Origin of the sequence: Comamonas sp. UBA7528 (assembly GCF_002479375.1) — a bacterium.
Taxonomy (GTDB): Bacteria; Pseudomonadota; Gammaproteobacteria; order Burkholderiales; family Burkholderiaceae_C; genus Comamonas.
The window spans coordinates 170,143-193,180 of the sequence record NZ_DLMU01000005.1; the positions used below are offsets into that span (position 1 = coordinate 170,143).

Here is a 23,038-nt window from a genome sequence, read left to right on the forward strand (position 1 = left end):
CCCTCAAGCCTTCTTGTCTTCACCGATCAGGAGCTTGGTCTCCGACAGGTACATGTGGGGCGGCACTTCCAGGTTGTCTGGAGCGGGCTTGTTCTTGAACACGCGGCCCGCCATGTCGAAGGTCGAACCGTGGCAGGGACACAGGAAGCCGCCCTTCCAGTCGGGAGGCAGCGAAGGCTGGGGACCGGCCACGAACTTGTCCGTGGGCGAGCAGCCCAGGTGGGTACAGATGCCGACGACCACCAGCACTTCGGGCTTGATGGAACGGCCTTCGTTGCGGGCATAGACCGGGGTGAACTGGTCGGGATGGCGCAGCGACTGGGGATCGGCCAGCAGCGGATCCTGCTCGGGCAGCTCCTTGAGCTGCTCGGGGGTGCGCTTGATGATCCACACCGGCTTGCCGCGCCATTCCACGGTGATCTTTTCACCGGGATTCAGGGTGGAAATGTCCACCTCCACGGCAGCACCGGCCGCCTTCGCCTTCTCGGAGGGCTGGAACGTACTCACGAAAGGCACGGCAGCAGCCACGCCGCCCACCGCACCGGCACAAGCGGACGTGATGATCCACGTCCGTTTGCTGGAGTCGACTGGAGTTTCACTCATGGGAATCCTCGATGAACATCGCTAGATTGGGGTCAATCGAAAAATTGTAGCGGAGCGATTAGGGTTATTCCAGTGCCTGTCCGACATGAAAAACCAGTGTTCACCCCCATACTCGCTCCCAATTTCAACCCGTTTTATGGAGCTGTCAGCCATGGGAATGATGCAAGAATTTCGCGAGTTCGCGATCAAGGGCAACGTGATGGATCTGGCCGTCGGCGTGATCATCGGCGGGGCCTTCGGCAAGATCGTGGACTCCGTCGTGAACGACCTGATCATGCCCGTCGTGGGCCTGATTTTCGGCAAATTGGACTTCTCCAACCTGTTCGTCATCCTGGGGACCGTGCCCGACGGCATCCCCCGCACGCTGGATGCTTTGCGCAAGGCCGGGGTACCTGTTTTTGCCTATGGCAACTTCATCACGGTGGCCGTGAACTTCCTGATTCTGGCCTTCATCATCTTCATCATGGTCAAGCAAATCAACCGCTTGAAGCGGGAAGCACCGGCCGCACCCGCGGCTCCGGCCCCCACGCCGGAAGACGTGGTGCTGCTGCGCGAAATCCGCGACAGCCTGCGCAATCCGCAGCGCTGAAACGCCTGCGCACCCAGCAAAAAGCCCCGCTCAGCGGGGCTTTTTGCTGCCGGCTTCCGCCGGGTTTTATGCAGCACCACATTGGTGCAAACGCATGAAGAAAGGCTCCTCAACCTCAGTCCACCGGCAGGCCGGCGAGGCGCTTGGCCACCCGTACCGCCTCCACCATGCTGGAGGCATCGGCGATGCCCCGACCGGCAATATCGAACGCCGTTCCATGGTCCGGACTGGTGCGCACCAAGGGCAGTCCCAGGGTCACGTTGACCCCTTCCTCTACACCAAGATATTTGACAGGGATCAAACCCTGGTCGTGGTACATCGCCAACACCACGTCGAATTCCCCAGCACGCTGCGGGGTGTTACGGGCCCGCATGAAGACGGTATCGGGGGAAATCGGCCCCCAGACCTGCATTCCCTCGGTCTGGGCCTGGGCCACGGCGGGAGCAATCACCTCAATTTCCTCGCGCCCGAACAGACCGCCCTCCCCCGCATGCGGGTTCAGTCCGGCCACGGCAATGCGCGGTGCGCGCCCCAGGCTGCGGCTGAGCGCCGCATGGGTGATCCGCAGGGTCTGCAGGATATGGGGCTGGGTCACCGCATCCAGCGCCTCGCGCAAGGACACATGGATGCTCACCAGCACGGTGCGTAGCTGGTCGTTGGCCAGCATCATGCGCACCGGCATCTGGGCGATGGGCACGCCGGCGTGGCGCGCCGCTTCGGCCTGCAGCAACTCGGTGTGGCCGGGAAAGTCCACACCGGCCAGCGCCAGCGCTTCCTTGTGCAACGGGGCGGTCACCAAGGCCGCCACTTCGCCCGCCAGGGCCGCCCGCGCTGCCCACTGCACGCTGCGTGCGGCGGCATCGCCGGCCGCCCGGCTGACCTGCCCCCAGGGCGCGGCGGCAGGCATATCGGGCAGTTGCAGCACCGGAATGCAGCGCACCGGTACCTCCCACGCCTGGGCTGGAGCGGCAATGGCGGCAACCGGCAAGTAGGTTTCACCCCCACGCAGCACCGCCTGGGCACCGCGGCGGATGGTTTCCACATCCCCGGCCACAAAGCAGCCACGCAACAACGGACCATGGTCGCGGAAGGCCTTGGCAATGATCTCCGGGCCGATACCGGCCGAATCGCCCTGGGTGATGGCCACGGGCAGTGGCATGCGGGATGCTGACATCGTGTATGGATCCAAATAGGCTGGACGTGCAGACCGGGTCGGCATGTCCAGTTCCTGTTTTTACATCAACCGGCCCGACCACGGCGGCGGCCGGCAGGGACGCTACGGGCTCCACGCACCCATCGGTGCATGGCCCCCCCACGGCACTTGACCGGCAATCCTGCGCCCTCCAGCCCTGGGGCATCGCGCAGACAGCCTGCGATGCTGGCGAGGCTGAGGGTATACGCGTCGGCCGGCGCCAGGTCACGCCGGGTTGTGGATGTCGATAAAGCGGTGTTCCAGCCCCAGCTGCTGCGCCACATGGGCCGCCACCGCCGGCGCGCCATAACGCTCGGTGGCGTGGTGGCCCGCCGCAATGAAGGTGGTTCCGGTTTCGCGCGCCAGGTGTGCCTGGGGTTCGGAAATTTCGCCGGTGATGAAGGCATCGGCCCCTGCGGCAAGCGCCCCTTCGAAAAAGCCTTGCGCTCCGCCGGTGCACCAGGCCACGCGACGGATGGGAGCGGCTGGTGCACCGCTGACGCAGGTCACCGCACGGCCCAGCGTCTGCTGCACCTGAGCAGCCAGCGCCGCCGCATTGGCAAAGCGGCCATCACCCACCATGCCCAGATTCTGGTCACCAAAGGTGGCATCGTGCTGCAGGCCCAGCTGCAGGCCCAGCTGGGCGTTGTTGCCCAGCGTGGGGTGCGCGTCCAAGGGCAGGTGGTAGGCCAGCAGATTGATGTCGTGGGCCAGCAGCAGGCGGATCCGCTCCTTCATCCAGCCGGTGATACGCCCATCCATGCCGCGCCAGAACAGACCGTGGTGCACGAAGATGGCATCGGCTCCGTCGGCAATGGCAGCTTCGATCAGCGCGCGGCTGGCCGTCACGCCGCTGACGATGCGGCGGATCTCGGCCTTGCCCTCCACCTGCAGGCCGTTGGGCCCGTAGTCCTTGAAGCGTTCGGGTTGCAGCAGGCCGTCAAACTGGGCCAGAAGGTCGTGTCGCAGGATCATGGGCCCGATTGTGCCCATGCCGCCGTACCTGCCCGCACCCGGCCCCTCAATTCACAAGCACTTCACAGGCACATCGCAGGCACAAAAAAGGGCAGCCGCAGCTGCCCTGACCTTGGAGAGGAAAAACGGACTCAGGTCTTGGCCACCTTGGGCTGCCAGCCATAGCAGGCCAGCTTCCAGAAGCCGAGGGCTGCACCCAGCACCCCCATGGCGGCCACGTAGTGGGCCGGTGCCATGATGTCGGCTTGCTGCCAGATGGACACCAGCATCGGTGTCAGGCCACCGAACACGGCATACGCCATGTTGTAGGCAAAGGACAGGCCGGTAAAGCGCACAGCCACCGGAAAAGCACGCACGCCCACCACCGGCAGCAGCGAAATGGCGCCCACGAAGAAGCCCACCAGCCCATAGCGCAGCACCAGGGTGTCCTGGCCGGGCAGGTTCAGGTAGAAGAAGTAGGTCGTCAGCGTCATGCCGCCCCAGCCCAGCACCATGGTCCAGCGGGTGCCGATCTTGTCGCTCAGCCAGCCCCAGAACACGCAACCGATGGTCAACGTGACCGTGGCCACCGCATTGGCCTTCATGGCATCGGCGGGCAGGATGTGGAACACCTTCTGCAGGTAGGAGGGCGTGAACAGAATCACCACCACGATGGCCGTGGACAGCACCCAGGTCATCAGTGCCACCAGCCAGCAGGCTTCACGGTGGTCACGCAGGATGGTCTTGATGGGCAGCTCGGCATCGGCCGCCTTGCGCTTTTGCATGTCCTGGAACAGCGGGGTTTCCTGCAGGAACTTGCGCAGGTACACCGACACCAGACCAAACACCCCGCCCAGGATGAACGGCAGGCGCCAGGCCCAGTCGTGGATCTCTTCCTGGCTGTAGGTGCTGTTGAGCCACACCGCAAAGATGGAGCCCAGGAAAATGCCGCCGGTGATGCCGGAGGTCAGCGTGCCAATGGCCAGGCCATAGTTCTTGGCGGGCGAATGCTCGGCCACGAACACCCAGGCACCGGGCATTTCACCGCCGATGGCAGCGCCTTGCAACACGCGCATCAGCAGCAGCAGCAGCGGCGCGGCAATGCCGATGGAGGCGTAGGTGGGAAGCAGACCGATGACCAGGGTGGGCACGGCCATCAGGAAGATGGACAGCGTGAACATCTTCTTGCGGCCGATCTTGTCGCCATAGTGGGCAATGATGATGCCGCCCAGAGGCCGGGCCAGGTAGCCGGCCGCAAAAATGCCCAGCGTCTGCAGCTGGCGCATCCAGTCCGGCAGCTCGGGCGGGAAGAACAGCGAACCGAGGACGTTCGCAAAGAACACGAACACGACGAAGTCGTAGAACTCCAGCGTGCCGCCCAGCGCGGACAGGCTCAGTGTCTTGTAGTCCTCACGATTCAAAGGACGATGGTGCGCACCGCCCGCCACTTGGTGGGCGCGTGCATTGGCAGTCTTACTCATAGGAGCGTCTTTCCAGAAATCTATTCGGCCAGACAGCGCGGTGGGTGCCACGGCAGGGGTGAACATGCGGTGGCGGACCGTTCTGCAAGACTTCTGGATGGGGAGGCTTGAACCATCTCCCCGCCTCGCGGGTGTGCGGGACGGAGAGTGAACGCGGCGTGGCGCAGTCGAGCAAATATTCTAGGGTTAACACTATGTAACTGACGCCCTGCCGACATTAACCCCGCACCCACACGGACGGCGAAGTCAGCCATTCCCAGCCGCGATGGCGCACAATCGCTGCGGCCTGGCGCAAATCGACGTACGCTCAGGTTTCTGGGCGGCATCGACGCCCTCACCCACCCTCTGATCACCTCTGTATGAAGCGTTACTGGCTTTTGTTCTCGCAAGCGGTCACCGTGCTGCTGGCGGCCTATTTCATTGTGGCCACGCTGCAACCCAGCTGGCTGCGCAGCGGCGCCACCGTGAGCCGCGCCGGCATCTCCCTGCTCGAAGCCCCGTCCGAGCCGCGCCCGGAGCCCGTTCCCGGCAGCCTCAGCGCCGCAGCGAAGCAGGCCATGCCGGCGGTGGTCAGCATCAACACCAGCAAGTCCATCCCCAATCCGCGCGCCAACGATCCCTGGTTCCAGTTCTTCTTCGGTGACCAGGCCGGCACGCAGGAGCAGGCGGGCCTGGGCAGCGGCGTGATCATCAGCCCCGATGGCTACATCCTGACCAACAACCACGTGGTGTCCGGTGCGGACGAGATCGAAGTCACCCTCTCCGACAGCCGCCGCGCCAAGGCCCGCATCATCGGCACCGACCCGGAGACCGACCTGGCCGTGCTGAAAGTGGAACTGGACAAGCTGCCGGTCATCGTGCTGGGCAATTCCGACCAGGCCGCCGTGGGCGACACCGTGCTGGCCATCGGCAACCCCTTCGGCGTGGGCCAGACCGTAACCAGCGGCATCGTCAGTGCGCTGGGACGCAACCAGTTGGGCATCAACACCTTCGAGAACTTCATCCAGACGGATGCGGCCATCAACCCCGGCAACTCCGGCGGCGCGCTGGTGGACATCAACGGCAATCTGCTGGGCATCAACACGGCCATCTATTCGCGCTCCGGCGGCAGCCTGGGCATCGGCTTTGCCATCCCCGTCTCAACCGCCAAGCTGGTGCTGGACGGCATCGTCAAGGAAGGCAAGGTCACGCGCGGCTGGATTGGCGTGGAGCCCAATGAGCTGTCGCCCGAACTGGCCGAGACCTTCGGGGTAAAGGCCGGGCAGGGCATCATCATCACCGGTGTGCTGCACAACGGCCCGGCCGCCCTGGGCGGTATGCGCCCAGGCGATGTGATCACCGAAGTGGCCGGCAAGCCGGTGCGCAATGTGGCTGAGCTGATGACCAACGTCGCCGCGCTGCCGCCCGGCACGGCGGCGCCTTTCACCGTGCAGCGCGCCGACGGCAGCACCACCTTGCAAATCACTCCGGGCGTGCGCCCCAGCCCGCCGCAACAGGTGAACCGGCGTTGAGGTGCCTGCTGGCAGTCCGCCAGCAGCGCCATCGCACACCACCCGCCCGGCCCCTTGGCCGGGCTTTTTTGTGCCGGTGCCGGACCGGCATGTCCCCACAGCCCCTGTGCAGCGGCACGCAGTCAGTGCGCGCGCCGTCCATGGCGGCAACCCCGGTCTGCAGGCGGCGGCGCTCCCTCCGCCCTGACCCCGTGGACCATGCCTTCAACGGGCCTGCATGAAGGCGGCTACGGTGCGGCCCTTTGCACACGACCGCCGGGCACAAAAAAGCCCGGGCAGATCGGTCTGCGCCGGGCTTCAGGGATTGGAGCAGGTGCGGCCTGCCGCACCAGACATCAGCTGTGGCTGTCCACCGAGGTCTTGCCCTCTTCCTCGGGCTCGGAATCGGGCGCAGCCTTCTTGAACCAGCGCGCGCCGATGATGCCCACCTCATACAGAACGCACATGGGAATGGCCAGCGCCAGTTGCGAAATCACGTCCGGCGGCGTGACTACGGCGGCAATCACGAAGGACAGCACGATGAAGTAGCCGCGGAAGCTCTTGAGCTTGTCGATGTCCACCACGCCAAAGCGCACCAGCAGCATCACCACGATGGGCACCTGGAAAGCCAGACCGAATGCCAGATACAGCGACAGGATGGCTTCGACATAGGAGGCGATGTCCGGTGTGGCGGCCACGCTCTCGGGCGTGAAACCCTGGATGAAGGCGAACATCTTGTCCAGCACGAAGAACTGCACAAAAGCGATGCCCACATAAGCCAGGAAGCTGCCAAAGATGATCAGCGGCAGGGCAAACTTCTTTTCATGGCTGTACAGGCCCGGGGCGACGAAGGCCCACAGCTGGTACATGATCCATGGCAGCACGGCCAGCACGGCCACCATCATCAGCACCTTCAGCGGCACAAAGAACGGCGAGAACACGCCCACCGCAATCAGCTTCGCATCGGGCGGCATGTGCATCTTGATGGGGTGGGCGATGAAATCGATCAGCCCGTTGGGACCGGGCCAGATGGCCAGGACCGCGACCGCCAGGGCAATGCCGTAGATGCAGTACAGCAGGCGGTCGCGCAGCTCCATCAGGTGCTGCACAAAGGGCTGCTCGGTGCCGGCCATTTCGTCTTCGCGGGAAGGTTTTTCGGACATGGTGGGGGAAATGTACCGGACATCGCCTGCCATGCAGGCCCGATGCCCTGAAACGAAAACGGGCCGGTCACCACCTAGGGGGTTGCCGGCCCTGCAGGCAATGCCTGCGCTGTGTCAGTGAAAGCGCTTCGGCCGGAACCGCGCCACACGCGCCGCCCCCGACTGCACCTTGGTGCGCACGCGGGAGCGGGCCTTGTACCACTGGGGCACGGCCCCCCGCTTGAGGCGGAAGTTCTTGCCCGGGTGCTTGTACACCGGGGTGACGGTGCTGTAGCTGTCATAGGCGGTGCCCGGGCTGTCGCTGCCGCTGTCGCCGTCGAAGTCGGTGGCCTCGCGCCAGTCCTTTTCCAGGCTGGAGGAGGTTTCGTGCACCGACTTTTCCACGTCGCGTGCGGCGGTTTCCACGGTCTCCTTCATCTTGCGCAGCTCATCGAGCTCCATGGAGCGGTTGACCTCGGCCTTGACGTCCGACACATAACGCTGTGCCTTGCCCAGCAACGTGCCCACGGTGCGGGCCACGCGCGGCAGTTTCTCGGGACCGATGACCACCAGGGCCACCGCACCGATCAACGCCATTTTCGACAGGCCGATATCAATCATGTGCGCACACCTTCACGCCGCTCAGCTCTTTTGCTTGGCTTCGACGTCGATGGTGGCCTTGTCGGCCGTGGTGGTGGCGGTGACCTGGCCTGCAGGGGCCTCGGTCTTGCTGGCGTCCGCAGCCGGACCGACACCGCCTTCCTTCATGCCATCCTTGAAGCCCTTGACGGCACCGCCCAGGTCGTTGCCAATGTTCTTGAGCTTCTTGGTGCCGAACACCAGAACCACGATGAGCAGCACGATCAGCCAGTGCCAAAGGGATAACGAGCCCATGAATATTCTCCTAACGAATGCGTTTCATTGTAGACGGCCCGCCATGCCTCATTGCTCGACCAAGCCTTAGGGCTATCGCGGCATTAGGGGTATGGCTGCGGCCAGTAATAAGGGTCAGATCAGCTGATGCCTCAGCCCTTTTTCCAGGGACGGGGGCCGCCGATCACATGCACATGCAGGTGGTGCACTTCCTGCCCCCCTTCGGCGCCCGTGTTGATCACCACGCGGAAGCCGCCTTCCGGATAGGGGTTGCAGCCCTGTTCCTGGGCCAGCCGGGGCACCAGTGCCATGAGCTGCCCCATCAGCGGTGCGTCTTCGGCGGTCAGATGGGCCATGGAGACAATGTGCTTCTTGGGCACCAGCAAGAAGTGCACCGGGGCCCAGGGCTGGATGTCGTGGAAGGCGAAGACGTCTTCATCCTCGTACACCTTGCGCGAGGGAATCTGCCCTGCAATGATCTTGCAGAAGATGCAATTCGGATCGTGGTCGTGGTGGGTAGCGGTCATGGCTCAGGCAAGGCGCCCGGCCGGTTGGCTCGGGCAAGGGTTCACAAACTCAGGGATTGTCGACGATCTGCAGCGTCTGGCGCACACCCACATCGTCGCGGTGGGCGGTGATCCAGCGTTCGCCCTCGGCACGGCCCAGCGCAAACAGCTTGCGCAAAAAGCTGCTGTCGGCGCGCGTCTTGCTGGCCGCACCGAATTCCGCCAGCGCCGCGCCGCCGTCGATGCGGTGCAGCAGCACGCTCTTGTAGCGGCTGGCATCCAGCCGGCCTTCGGCCAGCAGGCGGCGCACGAAATCAATCGCGCGCAGCTCCCCCAGCAGGCCCGCGTTGAACGTGACTTCGTTCATGCGTTCCATGATTTCGGCGGCGGTATTGGGCAGGTCGGCATGTTCGATGGGGTTGATCTGCACCAGCAGCATGTCGCTGCACTGCGTGTCGTAGATCAGCGGGTACAGCGCCGGGTTGCCGGAATAGCCGCCGTCCCAGTAATGCTCGCCGTCGATTTCCACCGCACGGAACATCTGCGGCAGGCAGGCCGATGCCATCACCGCATCGGCCGTGATTTCCGCGCCTTTGAAGATCTTGCCCCGGCCGGTGCGCACATTGGTGGCACAGACAAAGGCCTGGGGCACGCCTTTCAGGCCGGCGGCGCGCTGCAGCGCCGCGAAATCCACCACCCGCTCCAGTTGGCTGCGCAGCGGGTTGAAGTCCAGCGGGTTGGTTTGGTAGGGCGACAGCCACTGGGTCATCATGCCCATCAGCGCCTGGTGGGCGGCCGGCACGCCCCACATCAGACTGCCCATGGTTCCAACCCCGTCCCACAAGGCCTTCAGGCTCTCGCGGGCACGGACGCAGCCCTCGGTATGGCGGCGTTCGGCGTCGTCCGGGAATTCCAGTGCCGCACTGGCAAACCCGTTGACCAGGGCCGCCGCATTCATGGCACCGGCGCTGGTGCCGCTGACACCGGGAAAGCCAAAACCGCCGTCCTCCAGCAGGGCATCCAGCACCCCCCAGGTGAAAGCCCCATGGGAGCCGCCACCCTGCAAGGCCAGGTTCAGACAGGTGGGAGCGCTGGCTTGGCGTGCGGCCATGGGCGGTGTAGCAGTGCTGAAAAAGAAAGAATCAGGCGGGCAAGGGCTCTTGCCGGCTCATGGCCAGCATGCCGCGCACAATGCGGTAGAGAAACCACAGCGAGATCAGCGCCCAGGCAATCCAACCGGGGATCAGGAACAACAGCCACAGCGGGGCGGTGAGCACATACAGCACCCCGCTCCAGATCACGCTGCGGATGCGCCATTCAAAGTGCGATTCGTGCCAGGTGCCTTTGGCGGCCGAGCGTTTGACTAGATCGATGACCAGCGCCACGATCAGCAGCGCCACCGAGGCCTGTGTGCCCGGCAGCACGGCGGTGACCGCCACGATCAGGTGCAGCACGTAACTGACCCAGCCCCAGGCCTTCAGCCCATCGAGGGTGGCCTGGTCCACGGCGTGGACGTCGACGATGTCGTTGTTCACTCGGCAGCTCCTTCCTGCGCGGCCCTTTCCTTGGCTTTGCGCAATGCTTTTTCTTCCAGACCGCTGGTGCCTTCACGGCGTTCCAGCTCGGCCACCACGTCGGCAGGGGTCAACCCATAGTGCGACAGCGCAATCATGGAGTGGAACCACAAATCCGCAACCTCGTAGAGGATTTTGCCTTTGTCGCCGCCATGGTCCACATCCTTGGCGGCCATCACCACTTCGGTGGCCTCTTCGCCAATCTTCTTCAGAAAAGCATCCGGGCCCTTGTGCAGCAGGCGGGCGACATAGCTTTTCTCGGGGTCGCCGCCGTTGGCGACCTTGCGGCTTTCGATCACGGCGGCCAGACGGGCCAGGCCGCCTTCCACCGATGCGCTGGGAGAGGATTCAGACATGGTGCACTTCACTTGTAGATGGATTCGGGGTCTTTCAAGACCGGATCGCTGGCAACCCAGGCCCCGTCCTTGTAAATGCTGAAAAAACAGCTGTGGCGGCCGGTGTGGCAGGCGATGCCGGGTTCATGCCCCAGCTGGGTGACCTGCAGCAGCACCACATCGTTGTCGCAGTCGATGCGCATCTCGTGCACGGTCTGCACATGGCCGGATTCTTCGCCCTTGAACCACAGCTTGCCGCGCGAGCGGCTGAAATAGACCGCGCGGCCCAGTTCGGCCGTCTTTTGCAGGGCTTCGCGGTTCATCCAGGCGAACATGAGCACATCGCCCGAGCCTTTTTCCTGGGCGATCACAGGCACCAGGCCTTGGTCGTCCCACTTCACTTCGTCAAGCCAGTTCATTGGCAATTCCCTGATAGCCTGGCGGCCAGGTCCGCCCTGGCTGCCATTTTGAAGACAAAACCCGGGGACTGCGCGGCCAAAGCACCTGCAGCCCGCATGTTGAAAATCTTTTACAGACGCACCGGAATGCCGCGCTCGCGCATGCGCTCCTTGGCCTGCTGCACCGTGTACTCCCCGTAGTGGAAGATGCTGGCCGCCAGCACCGCATCGGCGCCACCTTGCTGCACGCCGTCGGCCAGGTGGTCCAGATTGCCCACCCCACCCGAGGCGATGACCGGCACGCCCACGGCATCGGCCACTGCACGGGTCAGCTGCAGATCGAAGCCGCTCTTGGTGCCGTCCTTGTCCATGCTGGTCAGCAAAATCTCGCCGGCGCCGCGTTGCGCCATTTCCGCCGCCCAACGCACCACATCCAGGCCTACGTTCTTGCGGCCACCGTGGCTGTAGACATCCCAGCCGGGGCCCATGGCCGTGCCGCCGGGGCCGATGCGCTGCTCGTCTTCGGGCGTACGGCGCTTGGCATCAATCGCCACCACGATGCACTGCGCGCCATATTTGTCGCTGCAGGCGTTGATGGTGGCAGGGTTCGCAATGGCGGCGGAATTGAAGCTGGTCTTGTCCGCGCCGGCGTTGAGTAGGCGGCGCACATCGTCTACCGTGCGCACGCCGCCGCCCACTGTCAAAGGAATGAACACCTGGGAAGCCACGGACTCGATGATGGGCAGGATCAGATCACGCCCGTCGCTGGTGGCGGTGATGTCCAGAAACGTCAGCTCGTCCGCGCCCTGGGCGTTGTAGCGCGCCGCGATTTCCACCGGATCGCCGGCATCCCGCAACTCCTGAAAATTAACGCCTTTGACGACACGACCACCGGTCACGTCCAGGCAGGGGATGATGCGTTTGGCGAGCATAGGGACTGAAAAGCGTATGGCGGGTTGGAAAAGGGTCACAAGATACCACGCGTACCGCCGCCCATCGGCCTGGTCATGCTTTCCAGCGCCCAGGCATGGCACTGCGGCCCACGCGAGCATCCGCCCCTCTGCCACAGCCGGCGCTCAGTGCGCCGCCAGGGCACTTTCTTCCAGCAAGCTGCGTGCCACGCCGTTCTGCCAACGCCAGGCATCGGCACACATGCGATCGACATCCAGTTCGGCCTTCCAACCCAGCAGCCGCTCGGCCAGACCGGGGTCGGCCCAGCACTGCGCCACATCGCCCGGGCGGCGCGCCACCACCGCATAGGGCACGGGACGGCCGCTGGCTTTTTCAAAGCTGCGCACCATCTCCAGCACCGACACCGGACGGCCGGTACCCAGGTTCACGGTCAGCAGTCCCGTGTTCTGGCGCAGATAGCGCAAGGCCGCCACATGGCCTGCCGCCAGGTCCATCACATGGATGTAGTCGCGCGTCCCCGTGCCATCGGGCGTGGGGTAGTCATTGCCGAACACGCTCAGGCAAGGGCGCTGACCGGCCGCCACCTGGGCCACATAAGGCACCAGGTTGTTGGGCACGTCCTGCGGGTCTTCACCGATCAGGCCGCTTTCATGCGCCCCGACCGGGTTGAAGTAGCGCAACCGCGCAATGCGCCACTGCCCGGGCTCGGAGGCGGACGTATCGGCCAGCACCTGTTCCATCATCAGCTTGGTCTGGCCATAGGGGTTGGTGGCGGACAACGGAAAGTCCTCGCGGATGGGCAGCGAGGCGGGGTCGCCATACACCGTGGCCGACGAGGAAAACACCATGCTGCGGACATTCGCCGCGCGCATGGCCTGCAGCAGGGTCACGGTACCGGCAATGTTGTTGTCGTAATAGCGCAGAGGTTCGCGCACCGACTCGCCCACCGACTTGAGCGCCGCAAAGTGGATCACCTCGGTGATCGGGTGCTGCGCAAAGATCCGCCGCAGCAACCCGGCATCGCGGATATCGCCTTCGATGCACTGTGGAACCCTCCCGCTGATGCGCCCCATGCGTTCCAGTACCGACCGTCGGCTGTTGCCGAAATGATCCAGTATCAGAAACGGCTCACCGCAGGCCGCGAGCGCTACGCAGGTATGTGAGCCAATGAATCCAGCGCCACCAGTAATGAGAATCAAATTTATTCCTCCTTGTGCAAATGTACGTACGTCGCCCAACCATTGCACTTTTCAAGTTGCACGGCTTCAATCAACCATAACGGAAGACAAGGTCCATTGCGCGCATGTAACAGCCTTCTCCGACGCACAGCGACCGGCAGGCAATCAGAGTGAGAAATTAATAGCGAAGATCTATAAAACCTGGGGAGGTGGCTTACGTGTTGAACCTGGTTCGATTCTGCGTGATGGCACTGAGCATGGGCCTGGCAGCAGCCGCTTTTCCCGCTCCTTCCGCCCCTTCCAAGGCCGCGCCCTCCGTGGCGCTGCACTACGGTGCACAAGCCCCGCTGGAGGACCTGAAGGTATTCGACATCGTGGTGGTGGATGCCGACCATGGCTACAGCCCGTCCACCTACCGCAGCCAGGACAGTCAGCTCTATGCCTACGCGGCCCTGACCGAGGTCCACCCCACCCGCAGCTACTTCCAGCGCATTCCGGCGCAGTGGCGCCTGGGCCGCAACGCCGACTGGGATTCGGTGCTGGTGGACCAGAGCCAGCCGGAATGGCCCCGCTTCTTTGCCGAGCAGGTGATCGCACCGTTGTGGGAACGGGGCTTTCGGGGTTTCTTTCTGGACACCCTGGACTCCTACCGTCTGGCGGCCCGCTTCGATGAACAGCAGCAGCAAGACGGTGTCGTCGCGGTGCTGGAAGAACTCCACCGCCGCTTTCCCGGCATCCGGCTGATTCTGAACCGCGGCTTTGACGTGCTGCCGCGCGTCAAGGACAAGGTCCAGATGGTGGCGGCGGAATCACTGTTCCAAGGCTGGAATGCCCAAAGCAAGCAGTACACCCCGGTCAGTGCCAAAGACCGTGAATGGCTGCTGCAGCAGCTGCAGAACACGCGTGATCAGCTGGGCATCCCCGTGCTGGTGATTGACTACGTACCACCCCAGGACCGCGCCAAGACGCGTGAAACCGCCCGCCAGATCAAGGACCTGGGATTCACCCCCTGGGTCACGGACCAGCAGCTCAACACCATCGGCATCGGCAGTGTGGAGTTTGTGCCGCGCCGCATTGCCGTCCTCTACAGCAGCGACGAGTACCCGGCCCCCAACTATTCCGATGTGCACCGGTTCCTGGACATGCCCACCAACTATCTGGGCTACATCTCGGAGTACTTCGATGTTCGCCAACCGCTGCCGCCCAACCTGTATGGAGACCGTTACGCAGGGGTGGTGACCTGGCTGGGCGGCGATGTGGCCAGTGCGTCCCAGCCCGCCCTGCAGCGCTGGCTGTACCAGGTCGTGCAGCAGCAACTCCCCTGGGCCGCCATGGGACAGTTCGGCTTCGACCTCACGCCCACCTGGAGCCGACTACTGGGTCTGCAGACCAAGGAGCCTTCCACGGGATTGCTGCAGATCTCGCAGCAAGATGCCATGGTCGGCTTTGAAATCCGCGACTTCCCGGCCGACCGCACCCCCCAGGACGTGCTGCTCGCCCCCTCCGCCCCCAATGCGCGCGCGCTGCTGACGCTCAAGGACAGCAAGGGGCAAAGCTACACGGCCGGAGCCGTCACGGCATGGGGCGGGTTCATGCACACCCCCTATGTCATACAGGATGTGCCCGGCACGGAGGACTCACGCTGGGCCCTGAATCCCTTTGCCTTTCTGCAGCAGGCGCTGCGCCTGACACCCCTGCCGGCGCCCGATGTCACCACCGAAAACGGACGCCGCCTGCTTTTCGCCCACATCGATGGCGACGCATTTCCCTCCAAGGCGGAAATGCCGGGCAACCGCTTTGCGGCCGACTGGCTACTGACCGACATCCTGCAGAAGTACCGCATCCCGCACACCGTCTCCGTCATTGAAGCGGAAGTGTCGCCACAGGGTATCTATCCACAGTTCAGCGCGCAGCTGGAGGACATTGCCAAACGCATCTTCGCGCTGCCCCACGTGGAAATTGCCAGCCACAGCTACTCGCACCCCTATCTCTGGGACCCCTCGGTACGCCATGGCTTGTTCGAGCACAACCATGAAGCCGCGATCAATCTGGGAATTCCCGGCTATGAGATCGACCTGGAGCGCGAAATCGTGGGCTCGGTGCAGTACATCCGCGACCGTCTGGCCGGAGGCAAGCCCGTCAACATCCTGCTGTGGTCAGGCGATACCTCCCCTGGCGCCGATGCGCTGGAGATCGTGGCCAAGAACGGTCTGCTGAACATGAACGGCGGGGACACCTTCATCACCCGCAGCCGCGCATCGCTGACAGCCGTCAGAAGCCACGGCATCTTCAAGAAAGGCAATCTGCAGGTCTACGCCCCCATCACCAACGAGAACCTCTACACCAACCTCTGGCGGGGTCCGTTCTACGGCTTCGAGCGGGTCATCGAAACCTTCTCCATGACGGAAACGCCGCGCCGGCTCAAGGCTGTGGACATTTACTACCACACCTATTCCGCCAGCAAGCCAGCCAGTCTGACCGCGCTGCACCAGGTGTATGGCTGGGCCATGAAGCAGCCCTTGCACCCGGTGTTCGCTTCGGAGTACATCCGCAAGGTGCACGATTTCTATGCCATGGCACTGGCGCGTGATGGGGAGGGCTGGCGCATCCGCAGCCGCGGCGATCTGCGCACCGTGCGCATCCCCCAATCCTGGGGTGCAGTGGATCTGGCGCACAGCGAAGGCATTGCCGGCAGCAAAACCGCCGATGCCAATACCTATGTGCACCTGACCGGCAGCTCCGCCCTGCTGCGCACCGCTGCGGATGCGCCGTCCGCACCCATCGCCCTCTCGGAAGCCAATGCCCGCCTCACCGAGTGGAATGCACAACCCGATCAGGTGCAGTTCCGCCTCGAGGGCCATGCACCGCTGGATTTCAGCCTGGTGCTGCCGCGTACATGCCAGGTGCGCATCAATGACCGCGTAGCCACTCCGTCGTCCGTCACCCCCATGGCCGGCACCTCCGTTCAACGCTTCCGACTGTCACATGCAGCAGCACTCATCCAAGCGCAATGCGCCCGCCGTTGAGCGACCCAAGGTCGCGCCCATCTGGCTGATCCTGCTGCTGGCAGGGTTGGTGGGCAGCGCCTTGTGGGTCCTCTATCCCCGCGATGACCTGGAGCAGCGGCTGCAGGCCACCCACGGAAACGTTGAACTGACGGAGTCCTATCTGCGCAATCTCCTGCGCAGCGAACCGGACAATGCGCAACTGCAAGCCTTGCTGCAGCGCATCGAAAAAGAGAAAAACCAACAGCAACTGGCAGTCCAAACCACGCCACCCACAGCGCTGCAGCAGGCGCAACAGGATGCGTGGAAAGACTGGGAAGCCAGCTACCACCAGTTCCAGCAAACAGCGGCCAAGACACCGCAACGCGAAGCGCAACGCCTGGATGCCGTGCGCAAACAACAGCTGCTGCCGCTCGGTGCGCTGAACGAAGCCCAACTGCTCTACACCGGGCAGGCCGCCTTGGCCATGCAGGACGCCGATCTGGCACGGCGCAGCTTTGACATCCTGCTCCAGCGCGCATCCGCCAGCGATGCACCACAGGTGCTGGAAATTGCCGCCAAGGCGGCACTCGGCAACGGCATGTATGACGTGGCATCCCGCTGGTATCTGGAGGCCAGCCAGGCCAGCACCAATACCGAGGCGCAGAAAAAAATCTATCTGCAAGGCGCTGTGGCCGTCCTGCAATCGGGCAACCACACGGCACAGGCATTGGCGTTGGCAGAGAAGGAGCTGGCGGCGTACACCGCCGATCCTGCCGTTCTGCGCCAGCTGATCGATATTGCGCGCGCGGCAGGCCGCCCGGAAGTGGCCCAGCGCTACGCCAAGATGCTGCTGCAGCTCACCCTGCTGGAACAGCTCTACCCGGCAGAACGGTCTGCACAGTGGGCATCCGGCACGCCAGCACGGCCGCTGCCGCCGCAGGTTTTCTGGGATGACGAAGGGCCGGCGCGCCACCCGGCGTTTCGGGCCACAGCAGACCGGCCTGCGCCGAAACTGGCGTTCGATGACAAGACCTATGAGCTGGGCTACACCGTCTTCCTGGAAAACCGCAACCTGGAAGATGCCTTGCGCGTGGCCAAAGCCGCGGTGCAGCAGGCACCCAGCAACATCACATGGCGCCGCCGCCTGGCGCAGGTCGCGGAGTGGAGCAACCGCCCGCAGGAAGCCCTGACGCAGTGGCACATCATCGCCAAGCAAACCAACGAGGATGCCGCCTGGCAGCAGGTGCTGCGCCTGGCGCCCGGCCTGCTGGAGTACCAGGCCCTGACCGATGGACTGCAGTACCAGCTGCGCCGCGCACCGGGCGACAAGCGCCTGATTGCGGAAATGGTCAGCAACTACGAGCGCATTGGCCAGCCGGAGCAAGCCATCGCCCTGCTCCAGAGCCTGCCACAGCGCACGCCCGAGCAAAGCGAGACGCTGGCCAGCATGTACGAGCACACCGGCGAAGACGAAAAAGCCCTGCGCCAGTGGGAAAGCCTGTTTCAGCAGCCCCAGACCATCACGCATGCGCGGGCCATGAAAGCCGCGGTGCTGGCCTTGCGACTCGGCCAAGGGGCCAAGGGGCTGGCGTGGTTGCGCGGTGCATCGGGCCCGTTGCCATCAGACCCCGAGGCTGCGGCAGACTTTCTGCGCCTGTACGCCGAACTGGCCAGCCGCCAGAACGCCACCGGCGAGGCGGCAACGGCCTACCAGAGCCTGCTGCGCAACCCGACGTCTACCCCCGAAGACTACGACGCCCTCATTGACCTGCTGCGCCAGCAAGGCCAGATGCGTGAAGCCGCGGCGCTGTCGCGCACGGCCTGGGACAAGCACCATGCGCCGCGACACTTCGTGCAGGCCCTGATGCTGCATGGACAGCAGCAGGATTGGGCGTCAGCCACGCCCCTCGTGAACTCGCTGTCCTCCGGTCTGGAGCCGGCCACGGTGCAGCAACTGCGCAGCGACCCGCTGTATTTCAGCCTGCTGGGCCACTACTACCAAGGCATGCAACGGCCTGAGCAGGCACGCGCCATCTACCAGACCGGTCTGAAGGCGTTTCCCGACTCGATCGACCTGCGCCAATCCCTGCTGTGGCTGGCGATCGACAGCAACGACACGGATACGCTGAAACAGCTGCTCGCCACGCATGAAGCGCAATGGAAGCACGATCCGGCGATGCACGATGCCCTGGCGTCAGCCTACCAGGCCCTGTCGCTGCCCCAGGTGGCCATCACGCAGTACCTCCAGCCCCATGTGCAAGAGCGTGCCAACGACTTCCTGTGGCTGATGGGCTATGCCGATGCCCTGGAGCAGAACCAGCAGGCAGACCAGGCCTGGCGCCTGCGCCGCCAGCTTCTGGAGAAGGAATGGGCATCCCGCCCGCGTCCTGGCACGTCCCAGCGCGCCGAGCTGGTGCAATGGCTGCAGGCCACGGGGGACGATGCCGTGCGGCGCATGGCACGCAATCGGCTCATGATGACCCAGCGCCCCGGGGATACCGGAACGGCAGCCATGCGCGAGATCCTGCGCCTGGACCGCCAAGAAAAAACCCGGCTGTCCGAGGCTGCGACGGAAACCCTCATCAGCTGGTACCAGGAAGCCGGTGAGTACCAGGCGGTGCGTGCACACCTGTGGGAACGCTACAGCCGGCAGCGCTCGGCCAACCTTCCCTTGTGGGCCGAGATCACCACGGCGCTGGCCAATGACGACCGGGCCCTGGCAGGCCAGTTGCTGGAGCGGCATGAAGACGCTCTCCCACGCTATGACCGTATCAATGCCGCCGTGCTGGTGGGCGACATGCGCCGCGCCCAGAGCGATGCCTTCGAAGCCCAGACCTTCCAGCCCGACGACGACCAGCTGAACCAGCAGTTGGTGGATACCTTGCTGTCCTTCAGCGACCACGCCGGCATCCAGCACGCCAGCCGGCGCCTCAACGAACTGTCCGAAGAGCAGACCACGGCGCGCCTGCGCTGGGCCCTCAACCCGCGCTGGTCCGTGGACCTGGATGCCAGCCGCACACAGCGCAGCATCCGGGACCGCTCCCAGCTGGCTGCTGTGGACGACGAACGCGGCATCGATGCCTACCTGCGCTGGAAGAACGGCAACAGCTCGGCCAGCTTCCGTGCCGGCCGCAGGGAGAGTCTGGACACCTACCACCCCCTGCAGCTGCAGTGGGAGCAGCGCATCGACAACCGCCTGCGCCTGCGCCTGGAGGCGGCCCGCCAGCTGCCGACCGAAGAAACCACGGCCATGCGACTGGGCGGCATGAAAGACCGCCTGGGGGTGGGGCTGACCTACCAGCCCACACGCCTGGACACCGTCAGCCTGGAGCATTTCCGCGACCGCTACCACCTGCAAACGGGCGCCGACATCGGCCGCGGCCACACCACCACACTGCAGTACATGCATGCATTGCGCGGGGGAACGCCCAGTGTGGATGTCGGAGCCTTCTGGTCCAACTTCAATTTCAGCGAACGCAATCTGCAGAGCCTGTCAGGCCGCCAGCTGAACATCCTGCGCTATCTGCCAGACTCCCCTGCATCCATTCCAGCCAACTACCTGCTGCCGGAAAGCTTCCAGTACTACGGCGTGGTGATCTCGACCAATCAACGCTTCATGGAAGAGTACACCCGGGCCGTCCGGCCCTTCGCCAGCCTGGCATTGACACGCCACAGCCGCGAAGGCTCCGGTTATGGCCTGAGTGTGGGTCTGGCTGGCAGCGTACTGGGCCAGGACCATCTCAGCGTCGGCTTCAATTTTTCCAAGTCCAGTCCTTTGACAACCGGCCATACGCGTGAGCTGCAGGTCAGCTACCGCCGGCATTTCTGACACCACGCCATCACACGAGGGGAACTTCCATGACCGCACGCCCACATCGCTCACTTGCAGCCACCACCCTGGCAGGTCTTGCACTGGCCAGTGCCCTGGCCGGCTGCTCCACCACCGACCGCGGCTCCACGCCGGCGCTGCAACGCCAGGCCAGCTGGGCCGTGCTGCCATTTGAGAACCACACCGAGACGCCCATGGCAGGACAGCGTGCCGAAGCCATTGCGGCCGCCCTGCTGCATGCCCGGGGCGTGGGAGAGGTCAAACGCTATGCCGGCCCCGCCCAGCAGGACCCGCTGTTTGGCGTGCCCGGCGGTGCCGGCGGCGACAGCGGCCTGGGCTGGGCACGGGATCAGGGCGTGGCCTATGCGCTGACCGGTGCCGTCGACGAGTGGCGCTACAAGGTCGGGGTCGATGGCGAGCCTGCCGCGGGCGTGACCCTGCGCATCATCGATGTCAAAACCGGCGCCACCTTGTGGACCGGCGCCGGCGGGAAAAGTGGCTGGAGCCGCGAAGCGCTGTCTGCGGTAGGCCAGAAGCTCATCCGCGGCCTGCTGGATTCCGGTCTGGGCAACGTACGTTAACCCTCCTCACCGCACAACACGCATGCAACCAGGGAGCACCAGTATGGAGCCGCGCCGACAGTCAATGGAGCCAGGGCCTTTGCAGGCGTCTTTGGTCCCCAACTCGCCCCTGGGCAAGTTGGCTTTGCCCAGCACGCGCACCAGCGTGCTGATCGGTGAAGTGGTGATCCTCCCCCTGCTGTTTCTGCTGCTGGGCCTGTGGTTCTCCCCCGCCAATCCGCTGTGGGTCAACACCGAGTTCCCGTGGTCCTGGCTGGCCCCCATCATCATCGCCCTGCGCTATGGTGCCCTGGCCGGGCTGGGCTCCTCGACCATCTTGCTGGCCGCCTGGTTTTACTTTCACCGGGGCCAGTGGCAAGACTTTCCCCAGCTGTACTTCCTGGGAGGGCTGATCACTATCATGGTGGTGGGTGAAGTGGCCAGCCAATGGCGCGCCAAGACCCGCCGCGCGGAATCGGTACAGCACTACCTGGACCAGCGCCTGGAGCATCTGGTGCGGCAGTATTACCTGCTGCGCCTCTCGCATGACCGGCTGGAGCAGGAGCTGATCGGGCGGCCCATGTCCATGCGCGACGCCTTGCTGAAACTGCATGCCAGCGCGGACTCCGCCGATGCCACCCAGAGGCTGCTGCAACTGCTGTCCCAGTACTGCCAGATCACCGATGCCAGCCTGCATGCGGTGACAGACGAGCAGCTGCAACCCCATGCCATTGCGCACATCGGAAGCCCGGACAGCGTGGACAGCGTGGACAGCGTGGACACGCAGGATGCCCTGGTGCGCCAGGCGATGGAAATGCGCAGGCTCTGCCATGTGGTGGAATCCACCGCCGAAGGCCAGACCAGCCGCTACCTGGTGGCCGCGCCGCTGCTGGATCTGCAGGGCGATCTCTACGCCCTGCTGGTGGTCAGGGAGATGCCGTTCTTCGCGCTGCAGACCGAGAACCTGCAGGTGATCAACCTGCTGCTGAGCTACTACACCGATGGTCTGTCCGCCCACGAACTGACCAAGCCCGTGCTCACGCAGTTCCCGGACTGCCCCGACAGCTTTGCCATGGAACTGCAGCGCCTGTCCCACATGCAGCAATCCTCCGGCATCAGCAGCGTGGTGCTGGCCCTGGAGTTCTCCCAGGAAGCCATTGCGCGCAACGTACCCCAGCAGGTGGTGCGCATGAAGCGCATGCTGGACGAAGTCTGGCTGACGGAGCCGCAGGCGGGCAAACAGGTGGTCGCCATCCTGATGCCCTTGGGCACCACGGCCACTGCCGAAGGTTTTCTGCAGCGACTGGAGCAATGGGCGCTCAGCAGCAAGCAGCACATCTCCTTGATGGAAGCAGGTATCTTTCCGCATGTGCTCCTGCTGGAGCAGCACACCTCGCAGGAGCTGCTGCAACGCATCGAAGGCCTGCGCCATGGCTAACTTCAAACTGGCTTTCGTCGCACTGCTGCTGGAAATCTCCAGCTGGACGTTCTCCGGCTTTCTGACCCAAAGCTCGGATGCGGCACTCTGGGGCTACCTCGCGCTGCATGCCCTGGCCTCTGCCGTGCTGGCTTTCAGCATGCTGCCGCTGCTGCTGGGCAAGCATACCCAGCCCCGCTGGGCCGTCGTCAGCCTGATCGCGTGCTTCTGCTTTGTCATTCCTGTCATGGGTTTTGTGCTGGCCTTCCTGGCGGTGCTGACCATCCGCGTCTACCCTTCGCGCGATCCGACGGAGGATTTTTCGTCCGTGGTGCTGCCCGAGTTCGACCAGCACCAGCACCTGCCAGGCACCGCGCAGACCTCGGGCATCCGGTCGCTGCTGTCCAACCGCGAGGCGCCCACCAAGCTGCGCTTCAAGGCCTTGGTCACGCTCAACCATGTCAAAGGGCGGATCGCCTCCCCCTTGCTGCGCGACGTGCTGGACGACCCCAGTGACGATCTGCGTCTGCTGGCCTACGGCATGCTGGACCGCATGGAGCAAAAGCTCTCCCGCGCCATCCATGAAGAGCTGCAGGTCCTCAAGCAAGAAGCCTCTGCGCCTGCTGTGCTTTCACCCCGAGGGCTGGTAGCGGCACACCGTCTTTCCGATCTGTACTGGGAACTGCTGTACCAGGAGCTGGCCTCGGACGATATGCACGACTTCGCCGTGCAGGAGTCGCTGCGCTACTGCGACATGGTGCTGCGCCAGCAACCCGACGAACCACCGCTGGTGCTGCGCCGCGGCCGTCTGCTGCACGCCATGGATCGCCAGCAGGAAGCCGAACAGTGCTATGCCCGGGCCCTGGAGCTGGGCATGCCGGCGACCCAGGTCATTCCCTACCAGGCGCAGATCCGCTACGCACAGCGTGATTTCGTGCAGGTGCGTTCCATGATGCAAGGCATCGCGCAGCACAACGCCCTGCCCAAACTGCGGCCCGTGATTGATTACTGGAGCTGA

The 23,038-nt window shown here is 64.3% G+C and carries 21 protein-coding genes; 7 read left to right on the forward strand and 14 right to left on the reverse strand.

Annotated features, from left to right (window positions below; genetic code table 11):
• Nucleotides 1–3 precede the first annotated feature (3 nt).
• Nucleotides 4–603: a ubiquinol-cytochrome c reductase iron-sulfur subunit gene (petA, locus tag B3349_RS06680; protein WP_066540484.1), complete on the reverse strand. Its 600-nt coding sequence runs from the start codon at nt 601–603 to the stop codon at nt 4–6.
• A 151-nt stretch (nt 604–754) separates the two neighbouring features.
• On the opposite strand from petA, the gene mscL reads away from it, so the two are divergent.
• Complete coding sequence (gene mscL, locus B3349_RS06685) at nt 755–1,192, forward strand: large conductance mechanosensitive channel protein MscL (RefSeq protein ID WP_066540862.1); 438 nt, start codon at nt 755–757, stop codon at nt 1,190–1,192.
• Between the two features lie 115 nt (nt 1,193–1,307).
• Here mscL and pdxA read toward each other — a convergent pair whose 3' ends face one another.
• From pdxA to B3349_RS06700, 3 genes are all read right to left on the reverse strand, one after another.
• Nucleotides 1,308–2,366, reverse strand: a complete 1,059-nt coding sequence (pdxA, locus tag B3349_RS06690; RefSeq protein ID WP_291587474.1) for a 4-hydroxythreonine-4-phosphate dehydrogenase PdxA — start codon at nt 2,364–2,366, stop codon at nt 1,308–1,310.
• 243 nt (nt 2,367–2,609) lie between these two features.
• A complete protein-coding gene (locus B3349_RS06695; protein ID WP_291587476.1) occupies nt 2,610–3,359 on the reverse strand; it encodes a Nif3-like dinuclear metal center hexameric protein in 750 nt (249 codons plus the stop codon).
• A 131-nt stretch (nt 3,360–3,490) separates the two neighbouring features.
• Nucleotides 3,491–4,819: an MFS transporter gene (locus B3349_RS06700; protein ID WP_291587478.1), complete on the reverse strand. Its 1,329-nt coding sequence runs from the start codon at nt 4,817–4,819 to the stop codon at nt 3,491–3,493.
• Between the two features lie 359 nt (nt 4,820–5,178).
• Here B3349_RS06700 and B3349_RS06705 point away from each other — a divergent pair, with 359 nt between their 5' ends.
• The gene (locus B3349_RS06705; RefSeq protein ID WP_291587480.1) at nt 5,179–6,330 is read left to right on the forward strand and encodes a trypsin-like peptidase domain-containing protein; all 1,152 of its coding nucleotides are present in this window, start codon (nt 5,179–5,181) and stop codon (nt 6,328–6,330) included.
• A gap of 335 nt (nt 6,331–6,665) precedes the next feature.
• Here B3349_RS06705 and tatC read toward each other — a convergent pair whose 3' ends face one another.
• The 10 genes from tatC to galE all read right to left on the reverse strand — a co-directional run bounded on the left by tatC (nt 6,666) and on the right by galE (nt 13,248).
• On the reverse strand, nt 6,666–7,472 hold the full coding sequence (tatC, locus tag B3349_RS06710; protein WP_291587482.1) for a twin-arginine translocase subunit TatC: 807 nt from the start codon (nt 7,470–7,472) through the stop codon (nt 6,666–6,668).
• Nucleotides 7,473–7,586: 114 nt separating this feature from the next.
• A complete protein-coding gene (tatB, locus tag B3349_RS06715; protein WP_291587484.1) occupies nt 7,587–8,072 on the reverse strand; it encodes a Sec-independent protein translocase protein TatB in 486 nt (161 codons plus the stop codon).
• 21 nt (nt 8,073–8,093) lie between these two features.
• Nucleotides 8,094–8,345, reverse strand: a complete 252-nt coding sequence (gene tatA / locus B3349_RS06720; protein WP_272970902.1) for a Sec-independent protein translocase subunit TatA — start codon at nt 8,343–8,345, stop codon at nt 8,094–8,096.
• Nucleotides 8,346–8,476: 131 nt separating this feature from the next.
• Nucleotides 8,477–8,851 (reverse strand): histidine triad nucleotide-binding protein, encoded by a 375-nt coding sequence (locus B3349_RS06725; protein WP_291587489.1) that lies wholly within the window; start codon nt 8,849–8,851, stop codon nt 8,477–8,479.
• Between the two features lie 49 nt (nt 8,852–8,900).
• Nucleotides 8,901–9,941 carry a patatin-like phospholipase family protein gene (locus tag B3349_RS06730; protein WP_291587491.1) on the reverse strand — a complete coding sequence of 347 codons (1,041 nt, stop codon included), beginning with the start codon at nt 9,939–9,941 and terminating at the stop codon, nt 8,901–8,903.
• A gap of 31 nt (nt 9,942–9,972) precedes the next feature.
• Nucleotides 9,973–10,365, reverse strand: coding sequence for a DUF4870 family protein (locus B3349_RS06735; protein ID WP_192334732.1), 393 nt, complete (start codon nt 10,363–10,365; stop codon nt 9,973–9,975).
• The gene (locus B3349_RS06740; RefSeq protein WP_066540855.1) at nt 10,362–10,760 is read right to left on the reverse strand and encodes a phosphoribosyl-ATP diphosphatase; all 399 of its coding nucleotides are present in this window, start codon (nt 10,758–10,760) and stop codon (nt 10,362–10,364) included. The genes B3349_RS06735 and B3349_RS06740 overlap by 4 nt, the downstream gene beginning before the upstream one ends.
• Nucleotides 10,761–10,768: 8 nt before the next feature.
• Nucleotides 10,769–11,158, reverse strand: a complete 390-nt coding sequence (gene hisI / locus B3349_RS06745; RefSeq protein WP_280012336.1) for a phosphoribosyl-AMP cyclohydrolase — start codon at nt 11,156–11,158, stop codon at nt 10,769–10,771.
• A 110-nt stretch (nt 11,159–11,268) separates the two neighbouring features.
• On the reverse strand, nt 11,269–12,069 hold the full coding sequence (gene hisF / locus B3349_RS06750; RefSeq protein ID WP_291587497.1) for an imidazole glycerol phosphate synthase subunit HisF: 801 nt from the start codon (nt 12,067–12,069) through the stop codon (nt 11,269–11,271).
• Nucleotides 12,070–12,213: 144 nt separating this feature from the next.
• Nucleotides 12,214–13,248 carry a UDP-glucose 4-epimerase GalE gene (gene galE / locus B3349_RS06755; protein WP_291587498.1) on the reverse strand — a complete coding sequence of 345 codons (1,035 nt, stop codon included), beginning with the start codon at nt 13,246–13,248 and terminating at the stop codon, nt 12,214–12,216.
• A gap of 197 nt (nt 13,249–13,445) precedes the next feature.
• Between galE and B3349_RS06760 the strand changes: the two genes are divergently transcribed.
• The 5 genes from B3349_RS06760 (at nt 13,446) to B3349_RS06780 (ending at nt 23,038) form a co-directional block, all read left to right on the forward strand.
• The gene (locus tag B3349_RS06760; RefSeq protein WP_291587924.1) at nt 13,446–16,253 is read left to right on the forward strand and encodes a bifunctional glycoside hydrolase/polysaccharide deacetylase family protein; all 2,808 of its coding nucleotides are present in this window, start codon (nt 13,446–13,448) and stop codon (nt 16,251–16,253) included.
• Nucleotides 16,213–20,043 carry a tetratricopeptide repeat protein gene (locus B3349_RS06765; protein ID WP_291587500.1) on the forward strand — a complete coding sequence of 1,277 codons (3,831 nt, stop codon included), beginning with the start codon at nt 16,213–16,215 and terminating at the stop codon, nt 20,041–20,043. The genes B3349_RS06760 and B3349_RS06765 overlap by 41 nt, the downstream gene beginning before the upstream one ends.
• A gap of 29 nt (nt 20,044–20,072) precedes the next feature.
• Nucleotides 20,073–20,624, forward strand: a complete 552-nt coding sequence (locus B3349_RS06770; protein WP_066540435.1) for a penicillin-binding protein activator LpoB — start codon at nt 20,073–20,075, stop codon at nt 20,622–20,624.
• Between the two features lie 79 nt (nt 20,625–20,703).
• A complete protein-coding gene (locus B3349_RS06775) occupies nt 20,704–22,041 on the forward strand; it encodes a PelD GGDEF domain-containing protein (RefSeq protein ID WP_291587503.1) in 1,338 nt (445 codons plus the stop codon).
• Complete coding sequence (locus B3349_RS06780) at nt 22,034–23,038, forward strand: tetratricopeptide repeat protein (RefSeq protein WP_291587505.1); 1,005 nt, start codon at nt 22,034–22,036, stop codon at nt 23,036–23,038. The genes B3349_RS06775 and B3349_RS06780 overlap by 8 nt, the downstream gene beginning before the upstream one ends.